Annotated in this window: 11 protein-coding genes and 1 pseudogene; 6 read left to right on the plus strand and 6 right to left on the minus strand. The window is 67.3% G+C overall.

Annotation, left to right across the window (positions count from 1 at the left end; genetic code table 11):
• Positions 1 to 46: 46 nt before the first annotated feature.
• Positions 47 to 244 carry a hypothetical protein gene (locus ACQPYA_RS12255; RefSeq protein ID WP_433532720.1) on the plus strand — a complete coding sequence of 66 codons (198 nt, stop codon included), beginning with the start codon at positions 47 to 49 and terminating at the stop codon, positions 242 to 244.
• Positions 245 to 498: 254 nt separating this feature from the next.
• Here ACQPYA_RS12255 and ACQPYA_RS12260 read toward each other — a convergent pair whose 3' ends face one another.
• From ACQPYA_RS12260 to ACQPYA_RS12270, 3 genes are all read right to left on the minus strand, one after another.
• On the minus strand, positions 499 to 1,887 hold the full coding sequence (locus ACQPYA_RS12260) for an IS1380 family transposase (RefSeq protein WP_433530325.1): 1,389 nt from the start codon (positions 1,885 to 1,887) through the stop codon (positions 499 to 501).
• A gap of 142 nt (positions 1,888 to 2,029) precedes the next feature.
• Positions 2,030 to 3,055: a hypothetical protein gene (locus tag ACQPYA_RS12265; RefSeq protein WP_433532721.1), complete on the minus strand. Its 1,026-nt coding sequence runs from the start codon at positions 3,053 to 3,055 to the stop codon at positions 2,030 to 2,032.
• A gap of 412 nt (positions 3,056 to 3,467) precedes the next feature.
• Positions 3,468 to 4,148 carry a hypothetical protein gene (locus tag ACQPYA_RS12270; protein ID WP_433532722.1) on the minus strand — a complete coding sequence of 227 codons (681 nt, stop codon included), beginning with the start codon at positions 4,146 to 4,148 and terminating at the stop codon, positions 3,468 to 3,470.
• Between the two features lie 274 nt (positions 4,149 to 4,422).
• Here ACQPYA_RS12270 and ACQPYA_RS12275 point away from each other — a divergent pair, with 274 nt between their 5' ends.
• The 4 genes from ACQPYA_RS12275 to ACQPYA_RS12290 all read left to right on the plus strand — a co-directional run bounded on the left by ACQPYA_RS12275 (position 4,423) and on the right by ACQPYA_RS12290 (position 9,028).
• A complete protein-coding gene (locus ACQPYA_RS12275; protein WP_433532723.1) occupies positions 4,423 to 4,848 on the plus strand; it encodes a hypothetical protein in 426 nt (141 codons plus the stop codon).
• On the plus strand, positions 4,845 to 6,419 hold the full coding sequence (locus ACQPYA_RS12280; RefSeq protein WP_433532724.1) for a GDSL-type esterase/lipase family protein: 1,575 nt from the start codon (positions 4,845 to 4,847) through the stop codon (positions 6,417 to 6,419). Before ACQPYA_RS12275 ends, ACQPYA_RS12280 begins: the two co-directional genes overlap by 4 nt.
• 180 nt (positions 6,420 to 6,599) lie before the next feature.
• Positions 6,600 to 8,093 carry an MFS transporter gene (locus tag ACQPYA_RS12285; RefSeq protein ID WP_433532725.1) on the plus strand — a complete coding sequence of 498 codons (1,494 nt, stop codon included), beginning with the start codon at positions 6,600 to 6,602 and terminating at the stop codon, positions 8,091 to 8,093.
• A gap of 14 nt (positions 8,094 to 8,107) precedes the next feature.
• Positions 8,108 to 9,028, plus strand: a complete 921-nt coding sequence (locus tag ACQPYA_RS12290) for an acyl-CoA desaturase (RefSeq protein ID WP_433532726.1) — start codon at positions 8,108 to 8,110, stop codon at positions 9,026 to 9,028.
• On the opposite strand, the gene fxsT is transcribed toward ACQPYA_RS12290, so the two are convergent.
• Positions 9,025 to 11,334, minus strand: coding sequence for an FxSxx-COOH system tetratricopeptide repeat protein (gene fxsT, locus ACQPYA_RS12295; protein ID WP_433532727.1), 2,310 nt, complete (start codon positions 11,332 to 11,334; stop codon positions 9,025 to 9,027). The genes ACQPYA_RS12290 and fxsT overlap by 4 nt on opposite strands.
• Positions 11,335 to 11,363: 29 nt before the next feature.
• Positions 11,364 to 12,122: an alpha/beta fold hydrolase gene (locus tag ACQPYA_RS12300; protein ID WP_433532728.1), complete on the minus strand. Its 759-nt coding sequence runs from the start codon at positions 12,120 to 12,122 to the stop codon at positions 11,364 to 11,366.
• A 507-nt stretch (positions 12,123 to 12,629) separates the two neighbouring features.
• Here ACQPYA_RS12300 and ACQPYA_RS12305 point away from each other — a divergent pair.
• Entirely contained in the window at positions 12,630 to 13,439 is an 810-nt protein-coding gene (locus ACQPYA_RS12305; RefSeq protein WP_433532729.1) for a hypothetical protein, read from the plus strand.
• Positions 13,440 to 14,700: 1,261 nt separating this feature from the next.
• On the opposite strand, the pseudogene ACQPYA_RS12310 reads toward ACQPYA_RS12305, so the two are convergent.
• Positions 14,701 to 15,411 (minus strand): annotated as a pseudogene (locus ACQPYA_RS12310) (IS256 family transposase); the annotation flags it as partial.
• Between the last annotated feature and the right edge of the window lie 15 nt (positions 15,412 to 15,426).

Raw genomic sequence — 15,426 nt, forward strand, 5'->3', positions numbered from 1 at the left:
GCCTGGTGGGGACTAGGAAGGCGAGAAGTACACCGTTGACCGCGGCATGGTGATCGAGGTCGTTCCGACGAAGGACGACGTCGACCGCCGGTCGACGTACATCCAGGACGCCTTGAAATCGCTGCCGATCCTTGGCACCGAGTACCACTATCGGGCCGACGATGGTCGAGTGCTGGTGCGCGTGTCAGGGAAGGTGAAGCCGTCAGCGGCGAAGAGGATCGAGCAGGTTGTCACTGACCTGTGACCGCCGAGGGGCGTAAAGCCCTGCCGGGGCTGCTTCGGCGGAGTGTGGAAAGCGGTGTCTCGGTGCCCGTCTTAGCCTCGATCCACCGACGCGGTTCGTGCTGAGCCTGTTGAATAGTTCCGGTATTGGGCGGTTCTGGAGCAGGGTGGGGTTGCCGATTACGTGATCGGCTTGCTCCGTGCGTGGTTGCTGAGGGGTGGGACGGGGTTCGTGGCTTGTGGTCGGGCCGCTTGGTTCCGGTCGGTGTGCCGTGGTCAGCTGGGTGCGGGGTGGACGGCGGTGAACAGGTTGTCGAACGCGGCCTGCCAGGGCCAGTAGTCGGGTAGGTGCAGGTGAACGGTCCGGGCCCGGTGGGCGAGGCGGGCGGCGACGGTGATGATCCGGGCTCGGATCGTCGCGGTGCGGGCGGTCGGCCAGGTGCCGGCGGCGAGGTGTCCGGCTGTGCGGGTGAGGTTGTGGGCGATGCCGGCGCAGGTCAGCCAGGCGTTGTTGGCGTTGAACCGGCCCGATGGCAGGTGCGCGAGTGGCCCGCCGATCAGGTCCGCGTTGACCTGCTCGATGACAGCGTGGTGACGGTGCTGGGCTTCGGCCTGGATCAGGGTGAACGGGCTGTCGGTGAACACCGCGTGATAGCGGTAGGCGGGCAGGAGTTCTTCCTGGCCCGGGGCTTGGGTCGGGTCGTCGCGGCGGACCCGGCGCACGATCAGCCGGGCGGTCACCGCGTGTCGGCTGCCGGCGAACGCGGTGTAGGTGGTCTCGGCGATCTGCGCGTCGGAGATCCACCGCTGGGCGTCGTCGTCCCAGACCGCCTGCGGATATTTGATGTCGATCCACTGGTCTGCGCTGATGTTCTCGCATGCGGTGCGGATCTTCGCGTCGATGCGGGTGGTGACGGAGAACCGCACGTCACGGCGCCGGCAGGTGCTGATGACGGTCTTGGCGTAGAACGCCGAGTCGGCCCGAACCACGATCTCGCCGGTAGCGCCGCACGCACGGGCGGTGGTGATCGTCTCGGCGATCATGCTGGCGGCGCCGCGAGCGGAACCGGCGTTACCGGCGCGCAGCCGGGTCGCGGCGATCACCGGCGCCGACAGCGGCGTGGACAGCGTCGCGACCAGCGGGTTGTAGCCGCGTAGCCGCACGTTGTAGCCGCCGACCTTGGCGTGACCGAACCCGATGCCCTGTTTCTGCTTGCCGTAGACCCGGCGCAGCATCGAGTCGATGTCCACAAAGCACAGCACGCCAGCACCGGCCAGGATCGGCGCCCGCTTCGACAGCCCGATCAGGGTGTCGCGGGCCGCGGCCTGCAACTGGCGCACGTGCCCGTGGGTGAAGGTCCGCAGGAACGACCCCAGCGTCGACGGCGCGTACACGCTGGTGAACAACGACCGCATACCCCCGTGCCGGGCGACGTCGAGGTCATCGATGCTGTCCGCCCCGGCGAGCATCCCGGACACGATCGTGGCGACCTTGCCCGCCGGGTTCGCGCCCTTGTCCGTCGGCACGCTCACCCGCTCGGCGACCGCGTCATACAGGCCCGCCTGCTCGGCAAGGCGCATCACCGAAACCAGGCCGGCACACGACACCAGATTTGGATCATCGAACGTCACGGCCGTCACCGGCGCGCCATAGCGTAATCTCACTTACGAGGTGCCCTCTCGAACCGAGTGATAGAAGCTTCGCAACTCCTATCCTTCCAGTTCAGAGGGCACCTTCTATATCCGGGGTCCTGCAGAGCCGACCTTCATCGGTGGATCGAGGCTTAGCTTCGTCGCGTGGCGAGAATCAGTTGCCGCGTCGGCGTTTGCTGAGCCAGTTGACAGCCTCTATGTCCGTCGCGGCTACGAATGGGCCGATGTGGCGGTTGTGCAATGGTGTTTGAGCGAATCGCTGGAGAACGTCGATGGGCTGCCAATCGAGAGGGTTGACGACGATTCCTCCGAGCAGGGCCAGCGGCAGTAGGTACGCCGCGTCGTGGAGCTTGACCGGTCGTGTCTCGACGATGGCCCCGAGCTGGCCGAGTAGGAGCGCGGCGCCGAGTGGGTTTCCCGCGGTCGTGGCCAGCATCGTTCGCGACTGCTTGTCGTCGCTGTCGTCTTGCCGGAGGTCGAACAGCTGGTTGAGGTCGTGGAACCGGGTGTTGGTGGTGGCGACGGATGCGATCCGGGACGCGACGCCGCTGTGGGAGCGGACTTCGCCGGGCTGCAGCGCGTGATCGGGTGCGGCGTTCGGGATGATCTCGAGGGTGCGGGTTGCGGGCGGGCTGCCCTCGTCGGCTGTGTGCGGGGAGCGCAGCCCCGGCCATGCCATGTCGCTCGGCCAGTTGACGAAGACCTCGCCGTGGCCGCGGTAATGCTGCCAGCTAAGGATGGAACCGTCCGCGGCTGCGATGGCGCCGGCGAGGTGGTCGTAATGGCCGTTGGCGAACCGGTCGAAGTACAGCACGGCCGCGTATCCGGAGAAGAAGGTGAAGGTGTTGGTGGTGCCGTCGAGAGGGTCGGCCCATGCGATGATGTCGCCGTCCTGCGGGTAGGTGTTGCGGGGGGACTCCTCGCTCCAGTAGGTGGCGCCGGGGGCGTATTCGGCGACGCGGGCAGCGATGAAGCTGTCCATCACGGTGTCGATCTTCGTGGGCGCGAAGCCTGCCTGGTCCTGGACGCCCGGCAAGGCGACCGGGTTGACGGTGCCAGAGCGGATCTGCGTCCACAGCTCGTTGCGCGCGAGGTTGAATGCTTCGCTGACGATCTCAGCTGCGAGCAGCCGGTAGAGGGGTGCCATCTGCATTCGTCCGCTGGACATCATGGCCTCCATTTGCATGCCTCATTGTGTGGCGCGAGTCTCGTCGGTTGGCAAGGATCACGGTGTGATCAGGTGGTGCTGAGCGTCGAGTCGGTGTCGTCGGGCCCGGTTGCGGGGATGTCGTCTCGTCATACGGATAACTGCTCGTGTCTTATCGCTGTATGCCGTCTATCGATGTGCGTTGTAAGACTGGTCGCATGAATGCATGGTGTAGTCCCAGCATCACACCAGGTGTCGTGCGCTGTGAGCCTGCGGTGAGACGGGGGTGAGGCCCCCGAGGCGGTCTGCCGGCTGCCGTGCAGACCGTGCCCGAAGGCCTCACCGACGCGGCCGGTCAGCCGTGGCCGGTCAGGTGGTCACCGACGCGTTCCTCGGTGCCCCTGCAGTGCGAGCCGTCCCGTCCTCGGCACCGCCGGCATCGCTGTCACGGACAGGCGACCGCAGCCGAGGTCAGCGGACCGCTGACGAAGCCGACGAAGTTCGTCCGCCACAGCGACGCGAAGTTGGTGTAGGTGCGGTTCCAGCACGCGTACTGCGTCTGGGCGCGCAGTTCCATGTGCACGTGCGGACCGGTCCAGCAGTTGCTGCCGCCGGTGGCTGCGCCGCTGAGGTGGGCCACGGTGCCCAGTGTCGTGCCCCATCGGCTCACGGTCTTGCCGACGTAGAGCGACGGGTCCCGCTTCAGGTGGGTGTAGCTGGTGTGCCCGTAAAGCGTGTTGTTGTAGTAGACGCCGACAGTCACCAGGTCGCCGCCGCCGCCGTAGCGGCAGGCGTCGTTGTCGATGATCTGGGTGACCTTCGTGGTGACCTGGTTGTTGTACGCGGAGTTGGATGGAGCCACGTACAGGACCACCGCCTGGCCGGAGCCGGTCGGCAGGTCCACGCTCCAGTCGTTGCGAGGCGAAGCCTTGAACACCGTGTGGTGGCCGCCGCTGGGCGTGGTGTCGGCGTATGGGTAGGTGCCCCAAGTCCCGTCCACCGGGCTGCCGACCCAGATGGCGGGAGACGAGTAGGCCTGAGCGGGGGATGTGACGGCTGCCGTCGCGGCGATGACCGCGACGGCGAACGCGAGCGCGACGAACGCCCGCACTCGGGATATGGACACGTTGCCTCCTTCTGACGGGGCACGGCGCGTTGCCGAGCCGATTCAAAGGTGACTGGTCCTGAGATTGACCTCGGGGGTCGGCGGCCAAATCTGGTTGTCCGCCGTGGACAGCGGACAACTCTGCGAGGGGCGAGGCTCATGAGGTCCTGATTGATGTTTCGAGGAGACGTTGATGTCGGAATCAAGAGCCCGAACGCGCGATGAGCGCGCAACGGGCCGGCCGCAAGCACGGCATAAGACGTGGTCAGGGGGATTGTTGCGCTGCGCCGGAGCCGTGCTGCTGTTGTGGCTGGCGACGGCCGCCGGATGCGCCCATACGAAGCAAAGGCCGCAGGCCGACGGCCCTCACACGAACGTGACGCTGCCGCCGACCCCGGACGTCGCGCCCGGCGTGACGTCGGTCGTGACGGCAGCGGACTCACCTGTGCAGGTGCTGCACCGGCGCGGCGAGTCGCTTGCCGGCGGTTACACCGTCGAGTTGTGCCGGGCGACGATCGCGGAACTCGACGCCGCGTTCGAGCAACGGGTCATCCGCGCCGCCGACACTATCGGCGATCCGCTGCTCAGCGAACTGGTCGTCAACGAGATCAGCGCGCTGGCGCGGCTGCGTGGCTGCAGTCCGGACGCCTCCACCGAGCAGCTGCGTCGCATCGACGACCTGCTCGAACGTCGGCTGGCGCAGTTGGGAGCCGGACGATGAGCATGGGTCGCTGGACGACCACGCTCGGCGTACTGGTGTGCATGATGGTGGTCGCGACGTCGCCGTCCCCGCCTGCGTCAGCGAGTGCGGCACGCAGCATCCGGTGGTTGGCGGCTGGCGACTCGTTCTCCTCGGGCGACGGCCTGCCACAACTCGCGGGCGACTGTCGTCGGGCCACGGGAGACTCGCGGACCTACAGCCAGGTCGCTGCCGGCCAGCTCAGCAAGTTGTCGGTGTCCGGCGGTGAGGCGAACCTGGCCGCCTGCTCCGGAGCGACCATCGAACAGTTCTTCAACGCGGTGGGCAGTCGCCGACCTCAATGGAAGCCCGGGGACGGCCGCTACGACCTGGTGACGCTGAGTTTCGGCGGCAACGACGTCCGTTTTTCAGACGTGCTAACGCAATGCGCCGGGCGACGTTACACCGGGCTCGCCGCCGAGCTGGTGGCATGGGAGCCCTCGGATCCGGGTCACCTGTGTCCGCGCGACGCCGACCTGCGCAAGCGCATCGACGACAAGATCGGTAGCCGGTACCAGGGGTTCCTCACCCGCATAGCCAACGATGTCGTCAACCGGGGCGGCAACATCGTGGTGCTGGGCTACCCGGCGCTGGTGGAGGAACCCGACCGATGGACAGGCCTCGCCCAGACGGTCGATCAGTGTTTCGGCATCGGCAGGGCCGACGCCCTGCAGATCCGTGGCCTTGCGGGTCATCTCAACGCCACCATTGGCCATGCGGTCAGCCAGGTCAACTCCCGAGCCCCCAACGGGGTGCGGCTGGCGTTTCTCGACGTGAACTCCGGTGGTAGCTGGGGCATCGGTCGTGACGACAGCCGACTGTTCGAACCGTCGCGGGGTCAGCGTCACAATCAGTGCGCCATCGACTCCTGGATCAACGGCCTGACCCGCAACGGCTCCTTCCACCCCCGGCAGCAGGGTTACAACGCCGAAGGGGAGATGCTCGCGCAGATTCTGGACAACCAGCTCGACTGGGGGCTCGCCCCGACCGCAGCGCCGGTCGTCAGGCCGACGATCAGCAACTTCGAGGCGGTGGTCAGTGGGCCTGGGCATGTGGGGGTGTCGTTTCGGGTCGGCTGGCAGGCCGGCCAGGATCCGGTAACCTGCCGCTTCTTCATCGACGGCCGAGAGGCGTTCACGGCGCAATGCGGGACGTCGGTGTCGAAGCAGTTCACGGGTCTGAGCCCGGGGCCACACCGGTTCTCGGCCGTGGTCGTGGACCGCTTCGGGGTGTCCAGTGATCCGTCGCCGACAGTGGCGCGCACCGTGCCCGGTGCAGCGCCACCGCCGGTGCAACCGGCCACGATCTCACTGACGCGGGGAGGCGCCGCGACGTCGGGCTACTGGTACTCGGTAACCCTGCAGGGATTCAGCCCAGGTTCCAGCGTCACAGTGACATGCCGAGATTCGGTCGACCCCGGTGGGTTCTGGAATCAGACGTTCGTCATCGGCGGTGACGGCCGCGCGTCGGATACCACGCTGTGCTACTCCGCAGACGGTCCTGACCATTGGGTGACCGGGGGCGGAGTGGAGTCCAACCACGTCTCCTGGTGACGCATGTTCCGCAGAGGCGTCGCTCAGCAGGCCCGGCCTCAACCGTTTCGCGCACCCTCGTCACGGTACGGCATCGGCCCCTCACGTCAGCTGCTCGAACACGGTAGACGGAATCACCGCATCTCATAGCAACGCAGTCGTACATCAGTCGACATGGCTAGCTAAGGACAGGTAGTTGACATGGCTAACGTTTGGCTCGACCGGCACAACCGCTGGGCCGGAATCCGGCGGACATACACTGTCGTGGCCTTCGTCCTGCTCGTCTCCCTGGACAATGTCGCGATCGGCCTGGCACCACCGCTGTATACCCCGATCAGCGCGGCCCTGCAGACAACCGAAAGCGCGATCGGCCTCGTGACGGCCGCGAACATCCTCATTTCTGCCGCGGCCGCAGTGGCCTGGGCATACGTCGGCGACCGCGCCAACCGCAAACTGCTGCTCATCACGGGCACGCTGCTGTGGACGGCCGCGTCGGCCAGCACCGCGCTGGCCGACGACCTAGGCACGTTCATCGCCGCTCAACTACTGGGCGCCATAGGCCTGGGCGCGGTCGGATCCGTGGGATTCTCCGTCGTCAGCGACCTGGTCTCCCCGCGCCGACGCGGTCTGGCGATGAGCCTGTTCGGCCTGTCGCAGGGCATCGGAACTCTTGCCGGAACCCTGGTCGGGGGCATACTCGGCGCCACGGACTGGCACCGGCCGTTCCGGGTACTGGCCGTCGTCGGCCTCCTGGCTGTCCTCCTTTTCCTGCCGACCTACAACGTACGCCGTGGCCAGAGCGAACCCGATCTCGCCAACATGTTCGCAGCCGGCCACGACTACCACCACCGAATCAGCCGGCAGGACCTCGCCGTGCTGATCGCCCGCCGCAGCAACGTCTGGCTCGTCCTCCAGGGGGTCACCGCACAACTTACCTTCGGATCGCTGGTGTGGCTGCCCCGCCTGTTCCAGGCCAAAGCCGAAGCCCAGGGCTACCCTCAGCAGACGGCAATCGTGGTCGGCGCAGTCTTCGCCACGCTGTTCCAACTCGGAGGCCTGTTCTCGATTATCGGCGGCCTGGTTGGTGACCGCGTCCAGCTCCGGACACCCCGCGGCAGAGCCCTCGTCGCGGCAGCCGGGATCACCGCAGGCATACCGTTCTACGTGCTGCTGTTCTTCACGCCGGTCCGCCTGTCCATCCCGCCCGGGGCCGAAGCCGGCGCCATCGCGGCCAGCGTGCTCGGCTCCGTGCTCAGCGAGCCGACCGTCGCCATCAGTTTCGTATGTGCCCTGCTGGCGCTTGCGCTGACCTCAGCCAACGCGCCGAACTGGTTCGCGATGATCGCCGACGTCAACCTTCCCGAGCATCGCGGCACCGTCTACAGCGCCGGCAACCTCGCCAACGGCATCGGCCGCGCCGCTGGCAACGGCATTGTGGGCGTCGTGTTCGCCGCCCTGACCCGAGCCATGCCCGCACCGCTGAACTACGCCGTCGGACTGGCGCTGTTCCAGGTGTTCTTCATCCCCACCGCCTGGATGTATTACCGCGCATCACGGACCACGCCAGCCGACATCGACAACGTCCGCGACACGCTACGCGCGCGCTCGAACGCTCCCGCCGCCCGGTGGCCCGCCGACGAGACCGCAGCCGTGTCCGACACGCCCGACCTCACCGCTGACGCCAAATCACAGTGAACCTAGGAGATTCGGTGCAACATACCGCAAACGCTGCCCAGCCGATGATGGACGGCAGCCGCATCCTTCCCGCCCACATCTCGGTCTACGTCATCGCGATCGTGCCGCTGATCGCCCTGGCCGCCGCCGTGCCGATCGCATGGGGCTGGGGCATGACGTGGCTCGACGTCGGCCTGACCGTCGTGTCCTACACGATCGCGATGCTCGGCGTGACCGTGGGCTTCCACCGGTACTTCACCCACCGGTCATTCAAGGCCCACCGCGCCATGCGCATCACCCTGGCCATACTCGGCAGCCTCGCCGTTCAGGGCCCGATCCTTCACTGGGTCGCCACGCATCGCCGCCACCACGCCTACGCCGACACTGAGGGAGATCCGCACTCGCCGTGGCAGTTCGGAACCTCCCCATTTGCCCTGATCCGCGGATTCTGGCACGCACACATGGGATGGCTGTTCCGTCGCGAGCTGACCAACCAGCGACGATTCGTACCCGACCTACTGGCCGACCGGGACATACGTGCCATCCACCGGCTGTTCACACCGATCGCGGCAGCGGGCTTCCTTGCCCCCGCCGTCGTCGGCGGCCTGGCGACCGGCACCTGGCGAGGCGCGCTGTCAGCGCTCTTCTGGGCCGGAGTGGTCCGGGTGGGACTCGTCCACCACGTGAGCTGGTCGGTCAACTCCATCTGCCACCTGGTGGGGCAGCGCCCGTTTCGCGCCCGCGACCGCGCGGCCAACTTCGCGCCGCTGGCCATCGTCAGCATGGGGGACTCGTGGCACAACCTGCACCACGCCGATCCCAGCTGTGCTCGCCACGGGGTGCGACGCGGCCAGATCGACATCGCCGGACGGGTCATCTGGGTGCTGGAACGCCTACGGCTGGTGTACGAGGTGCGGTGGCCCACACCCGAACGGCTCGCGCGCATCCAGTCCTAGATCCGGGCGTCTGGCTGGGCCGTCAACCTGGTCTCAGCCAAGCTCACCTCGGCCGCGCGGGTGTCCGGGTGATCAGGGCCGAGCAGCCAGCGCCGGGCAGCGACCGTCTCCTCCAGCAGCATCACCGCCTGGGCGTGCCGACCAGCCGCTTGGCACACCCGGGCCAGGATGAACCGGGTGTGGCAAGTGTCCGGGTGGGTCGATCCGAGCAGCTGCAAACGGCTCGCCAAGGTGTACTCGAGCCCGGCCACGGCCTCATCGAGCCGTCCCAGCGCCTCGTGGCCACCAGCCAGGTTGTGCCGCGACTGCAACGTGTCCGGATGCATCTCCCCAAGCGCCCGTCGACGAGCCAGTAAAGTCTCGGCGTGCAGCGCGATTGACTCCTCGTGCCGGCCAGCCGCTCGATAGCAGCCGGCGAGGTTGTTGCGGGCACGCAGAGTGTCGGGGTGATCAGGGCCGAGCACCTTCTCCGACGCCGCCAAGGTTGACCGAGTCAGCTCGGTGGCCTCGTAGAGAAGGCCGATCTCCCGAAGCCCGACCGCGACGTTGCTCGCGTTCTGCAGCGTGTCGGGATGGTCATCGCCGAGCGTCGCCCGCCGTGCGGCAAGGGTGGCGGTCGCCAGCTCCAATGCCTGCTCGAACCGCCCCGTTGACCAGTACCCTCCAGCGAGCCCGTACCGGGACGCGAGCGTGTCCGCGTGATCGGCACCCAGTGCCTCCCCGCGGACGTGCATCGACCGCTCGTACAGCGCGACGGAGGCGGCGTACCGGCCTTGGCCGCGGTGGTAGAACGCGGTCCGCAGAAGGACCTCGCCCGCCGTGTTGATGCATTCGACGGTCAGCGGCGAGGGCCGCTCGTCGCCGAGCCGCTCGGCGATGGCAGCCACATGCGGGGCGAGTTCGGCCCAGCGCGGCCAGTCGGCGACGGCGGTCTCGGGATCGTCGACGGGTAGCGCGTGATACAGCAGATCGATCGCGGTCGCCAGTGCCGAGGCGTCGGCATGCGCGCTGCGGATCACCGTCTGGACCAGTCGATGCACGGACGTGTGGCGCTCGGATCGTGACACCAGGCTGTAGGAGGTGAGCAGAGCCGTGGCGTCTTCGACGGCCAAGGGGCGGGCCAAGGGTGAGAACAGGCCGACGGGGATGCGGTCCGGGCCGAGGTAGGCCATCACGTTGAGGATCTTCGTGGCCAGCGGGTCGACGGCGTCAACGGCGTCAACGGACACCTGCCAGGTGCGCGCCACCAGGGCGTCGCTGGGGTGGGCGAGTGCGCGCGTACCGAGGACGTGCGACGGCTGCTCGCTCAGCCAGGCACGGTACTGAGCCAGCGACACGTACGGCCGCTCGACCAGATACGCCGCGGCGTGGTTGAGCGCCAGAGGCAGGCCGCTGAACTCCTCCGCCAAGGCGTGCAACTCCGTCGACTCCTCGTGGCGACCGGATCGCCGAGCCAGCAGGTCGACGCTGGTGTCGACGCTCAGCTGGGGTATGAGCATGGGAGCCAGACCCAGAGCCTGCCAATCCAGGTAGCGCCGGCTGGTGGCGATGACCAGTCCTGACGCGGGCATCGCCAAGATCGGCTCGATGACCTTCGGGTCGACGACGTTGTCGAGGATGAGCAGCCAGCCCGTGTGGGCTGCCAACCAGCGCTGTGCCCATGCTGCAGTGTCGACCACGCTGGCCGAGACTGGCCAGCGTGGCTCGATGTTCCGGGTCAACGCCGCGAGGCCTGCGCTGACGTTCTCCTGCGTATCGGCGCTGATCCACCAGATTGGGTTGAACCGCCGTCGGTGGCGATGGGCGTACTGGATCGCCAGCTCGGTCTTGCCGATCCCACCGAGGCCGTGTAGAACCGGCCCGATGACAATGCCGTGCCCCGCCGATCCGAGCAACTCGTCCACCCTGACCAAAGCGTCGTCGCGACCGAGAAAGACGCGTGCGGGATGGCGGGGCAGGTTCGACAACATCGGCGGTGCCTCAGGCTTGGACACCGGATCTGGTTGTGAGGTGTCGTCCTGACGCGAGCGCCGATGATCGCGGACCCTTTCCCAGGCCATGAGATACGAATCGGGGTCTTCGTTGCAGAAGGAGACATAGGCGATGACCGTGTCCCACGTCGGAAGCTTGTCGCCACCGGCAGCCTCGGACAATGCGGTACTGGAGCGTCCGGTGCCCCGCGCCATGGCACTGTACTTCGGATTGCCCGCGCGCTTGCGTAACTCCCGGAGCGAAAGAGCGAACGCGTGCAGTGGGTTCAGTTCGGGAAACAGTAGACGCTCAGGACGGCCCATCGGCAACTCCATACTCGAGACGAGGCTAGGTTCCCGGAGTGTCATCGTATCGTCGTGGGCGGCAGAACTGCGTCAGCGAATCGTCGGACCGACTCCAACCATTGGTCGGGCCGAGAGCGGTGCAGGCAGTGTCCGCCGTCCAGAACTACGAAATGCTCACCCGGAACGAGCCCACGAAGCGCGCGGCGTTCTTTGACCAGCGCACCGTTAGGCGGAGCCAGCACGCACACCGGCAGCCCGACCGATGCGACCATGCTCGGCAGGTGCCATGTCGGCCGGGTGGCAAGGGCTTCGATGAACCCGTCGGCGTCGGCCTCGACGATGCCGTCGATGGCGTGCTGGACATCCTGTTCCGCCCAGTCGGGATTGGTCGTCCTCGTGCGCCTGAGCAACGCGCGGCGATCACGGGCGGCCAAGTCGGCATCCGCCCGGATACCGGCAGCCATAGCGGGAAACCCGTCAGGCTCGCTGCCGGGTGGATCCTCCAGCACGACCGCGCGGGCGAAACCCGGTCGCGCGGCCAGCGTCAACGCCACGATGGCACCGAGACTATGCCCGATCAGCAGGTCAGTACGTGGTGGCATACGTTCGGCCGTCTGCTGGGCGAAGCTTTCGAGGCTGAAGGCGCCCGACAACGGCGGCGCCTCTCCATGGCCGGGCAGGTCGACTGCTTCAGTGTGCCAGCCAGCCACGCTGAGGGCCGGTCCGATCCGCCACCATGTCGCCGCTCTGGCCATCGCACCGTGCAGAAGGACCACGACGCCACGGCCGCTTCTCGCAGCGTGCCAGACCAGATTCATGCTGCGCATCCCTGACCGCAGTCGTCGCGTCCGGGCACGGCACCGCCGGACAGCTGCGGCTGCGAAGTGGATCGGCGCAGACGTCCCGACGGATCGGGCCGCTTGCTTTCAAGCGGTAGTCGGCCGATGGACCCTGCCGTGTGCTGCAGCTCCATGATTCCTCCGGTGACGATACTTGTGGAGCTTGCATGGTGCGTCGAAGCCTGCGGGCCTGGCGGGTTGTCCGCATGCAGCGGCGGTCTATTCGTGCCGGTCATTTGAGCCGGAGATGAGACGTCGAAACAGCGGTCAGTCCGAGGTCTACCCGGTCGAGGCACCCCCCCGTTTGGCCGATGAGGAGGGGGAGGGGGCGCCCGCACCTTGCTTGAGAGTCTCGCCGATGGGCTCGAGCCTTCGCAGGCAGCCGCCGTCCGGGCATTTCTCGACACGCCCACCGCAGCTGTGACCCGACTTGGCTCACGGTTGGCTGATTCTGGGGTCTGCGGGGCTGTGACCTGGGGTGTTGTGTTGAGAGGCACGCACTCCGCGTGGGACCCGTTCGCCGTCCATGTGACCGGGGTGCTGCGTGCGGTGATGGCTGCCGCCGAGGACGACCTGGGCACCCTGCCGGTCCGCGAGCCAACCAGCACCGACAGCGACGTGCCGGCGATCGCAGTGCACCTAGACGACCCGAACGGTGCCCGGGTGTTGTGGCTGCCGCCGAACGAGCTCGTGACCCGTCGCCGCGGCCCAACCCTGTCCCGGGTCGCAGCGAAGGCGCTGCAGAGCGGCGACGTGCTGCTGCTCGTCGACAGAGCCGCCCGCACATACCTGCGGGTGGCATTGACGGAGAAGCTGTCCGAGCGAACCGAGTACGCGGCACTGCGCATGCTGGTCGACTTCTGGCACGCCCGCGCTGCGGCGGCCCGCGACAGCGGCCTGACGCAGCAGCAGATTCTGGATCGGATGACCGGCACGACGCTCACGACCGCCGGCGCGGTCGGGCACTGGATGCGCGGCACCGTCGACGGCCCCGCCGACAGTGCAGACATAGCCCGCTTCGCCCGCGCCGTCAACGACGACGCGCTGCTTGCGGAGGCCGAACGGGTCGCATGGGCGCTGCGGACCCTGCACATCGTGCACCGCAAGCTCGGCGCGTGGCTGGCCGGTCAGGTGGAGACGGCCGTCAGCCGGGCGAAGGACAGCATGGTCGATGCCGACCTTGGCGTGCACGTCGCCGACCTGCTCGATGTGATTACCGAGCACCCAGTGGCGGACGTTGACCGGGCCGAACAACTGATCCCGGCGAGCCTCGTCGGCGTGCTGGCTTCTGCTTGATCAACCGGCGGATTTGCAGGTGACGCCCGCCGATGCGAATCGACAAGGCGCTGGTGGGCGAACACCTTGCGCCATCAATCCCAGTAAGCGACGCTCGTCATACACGAGGTCGAAGCAAGCGGTAACCCACCGTCGACGCCGTGCGCCACGCGCTGCGCAGGGTCGTCTCCCGCTGCATCTACAGCGCCGACCTCACCCCGATGGCCGTCGAACTGGCCAAGGTGTCGCTCTGGATTGAGTCCCTTGAGACGGGCGGGCCACTCACCTTCCTCGACGCGCACGTCAGACTCGGCAACGCGCTCATCGGCACGACGCCGACGCTGCTGCGGCGCGGCCCTTCAGCCTCACTCCAGAGGAGACCCCACGGGGCGCGGGAGGAGCTCGTACAAGCTGTTGAGAGGTCTGTGCCTCGAGCGTTCGGTGGAGGAGAGGCGCTGGTGCCGTTCTCCAGCGCCTCTCCGCAGCCGGGCCGCCCGAGATCTCACAACCGTCTCACGGACGGCCCGGGAAGGCCCGGTAGAGCCCGACCTGCCTCGGACCGCCGCCTGGCCGATGACCTGCATATTCGGCAGGAGGCGGTATCGTCCGGCAGCCGCCGGTAGACCTGCTAGTTTATGGGGGTCAAGGGGTCGTCGGTTCGAATCCGGCCGTCCCGACAGCGAGAGGGTTTCCGCAGGTCAGCGACTTGTGGAAGCCCTCGGCTCGTTTCTCTGCATCGATGGGCTGGCGTGTGGGGCGGTGCTGGAACCCTTAACTCGGGTGGTTTAGCGAGCCGGTCTTGGTTGCCTTCGCTGAAAATCGCCTGGTGGGCGGACCGCATCGGCGGCGTCGTGATCGTCATTGGACCTCTTAACGACGGACTAATTCCGGGCAAAACGGATGCGAGTCCGTTCCGGTTGCGATGGGGTGCTTGGCGCGGCAACCAGCATCATCGAGGTCCATCACGAAGGTTCCGGCTGTCCTGCGCCACTCGCGGGGTGGCCGCGTAGTGGTAGCACTCCGGATCCGAGAGCTGGGTTGCTCGATCCCCATCAGCACGTATACCCGTATCCCGGTCAGCGTGACCGTCGCGATGAAGTCATACGCCAGCCGCCCTCCGTCTGCGAGGTGGTCCACGCCGGTCGCGGCGAGGTTGGCCAGGCCGCGTTCTGAGGATTGGCCAGACGCCTTCGGTCGGGTTGAGAGAGAGATCGGTATGAGACAGAGCCGGGCCGCCCGGGGGAGGGTCTGTCAAGTTTTCGGTGTAACTGAGGTGAAATAGCTACTTACGCCCGGTACGGAGTCGGCCGTCGAAGGCGATCTCGAAGGCGTTCAGGGCCGCCTTCCAGCGGATGGCCCAGCGTTTGCGTCCGGTGCCGGTGGGGTCCAGGGACATCACCGCCAGGTACACGCACTTGAGCGCTGCCTGTTCGTTCGGGAAGTGGCCACGGGCGCGGACCGCCTTGCGGATGCGGGCATTGACGCTCTCGATCGCGTTGGTGGAACACACGATCGTGCGGATCTCGGCGTCGAAGGCCAGGAACGGCGCGAACTCCGCCCACGAGTTGGTCCACAGCCTGACGATCGCCGGGTACCGGTCGCCCCACACCTCGGCGAACTCCAGGAACCGCTGCTGCGCGGCCTGCTCGGTCGCCGCGGTGTAGACCGGCCGCAACGCCTTCGCGATCGCGTCCCAGTGCTGACGGGCCGCGTATCGGAACGACGCCCGCAGCAGGTGCACGACACACGTCTGGGTCACCGCCAGGGGCCAGGTCTGCCCGATCGCCTCGGGCAGGCCCTTCAACCCGTCACACACCACCATGCACACGTCCTCGACACCACGGTTACGCAGCTCGGTGAGTACCTGGAGCCAGAACTTGGCGCCCTCACCGCCGTCACCGGCCCACAGTCCGAGGACGTCGCGGTGGCCGTCGACGGTCACCGCGAGCGCGACGTAGATCGGCCGGTTCGCGACCTTGCCGTCCCTGATCTTGGCTCTGTCGCTGAT

The organism is Micromonospora sp. CA-263727, assembly GCF_050942455.1.
GTDB lineage: Bacteria > Actinomycetota > Actinomycetes > Mycobacteriales > Micromonosporaceae > Micromonospora.

Excerpts from the sequence above, each read along its gene's own strand:
- fxsT (WP_433532727.1), bottom strand. The coding sequence starts at position 11,334 with ATGGAGTTGCCGATGGGCCGTCCTGAGCGTCTACTGTTTCCCGAACTG.
- ACQPYA_RS12300 (WP_433532728.1), bottom strand. The coding sequence starts at position 12,122 with ATGAATCTGGTCTGGCACGCTGCGAGAAGCGGCCGTGGCGTCGTGGTC.
- ACQPYA_RS12255 (WP_433532720.1), top strand. The coding sequence starts at position 47 with ATGGTGATCGAGGTCGTTCCGACGAAGGACGACGTCGACCGCCGGTCG.
- ACQPYA_RS12265 (WP_433532721.1), bottom strand. The coding sequence starts at position 3,055 with ATGGAGGCCATGATGTCCAGCGGACGAATGCAGATGGCACCCCTCTAC.
- ACQPYA_RS12285 (WP_433532725.1), top strand. The coding sequence starts at position 6,600 with ATGGCTAACGTTTGGCTCGACCGGCACAACCGCTGGGCCGGAATCCGG.
- ACQPYA_RS12280 (WP_433532724.1), top strand. The coding sequence starts at position 4,845 with ATGAGCATGGGTCGCTGGACGACCACGCTCGGCGTACTGGTGTGCATG.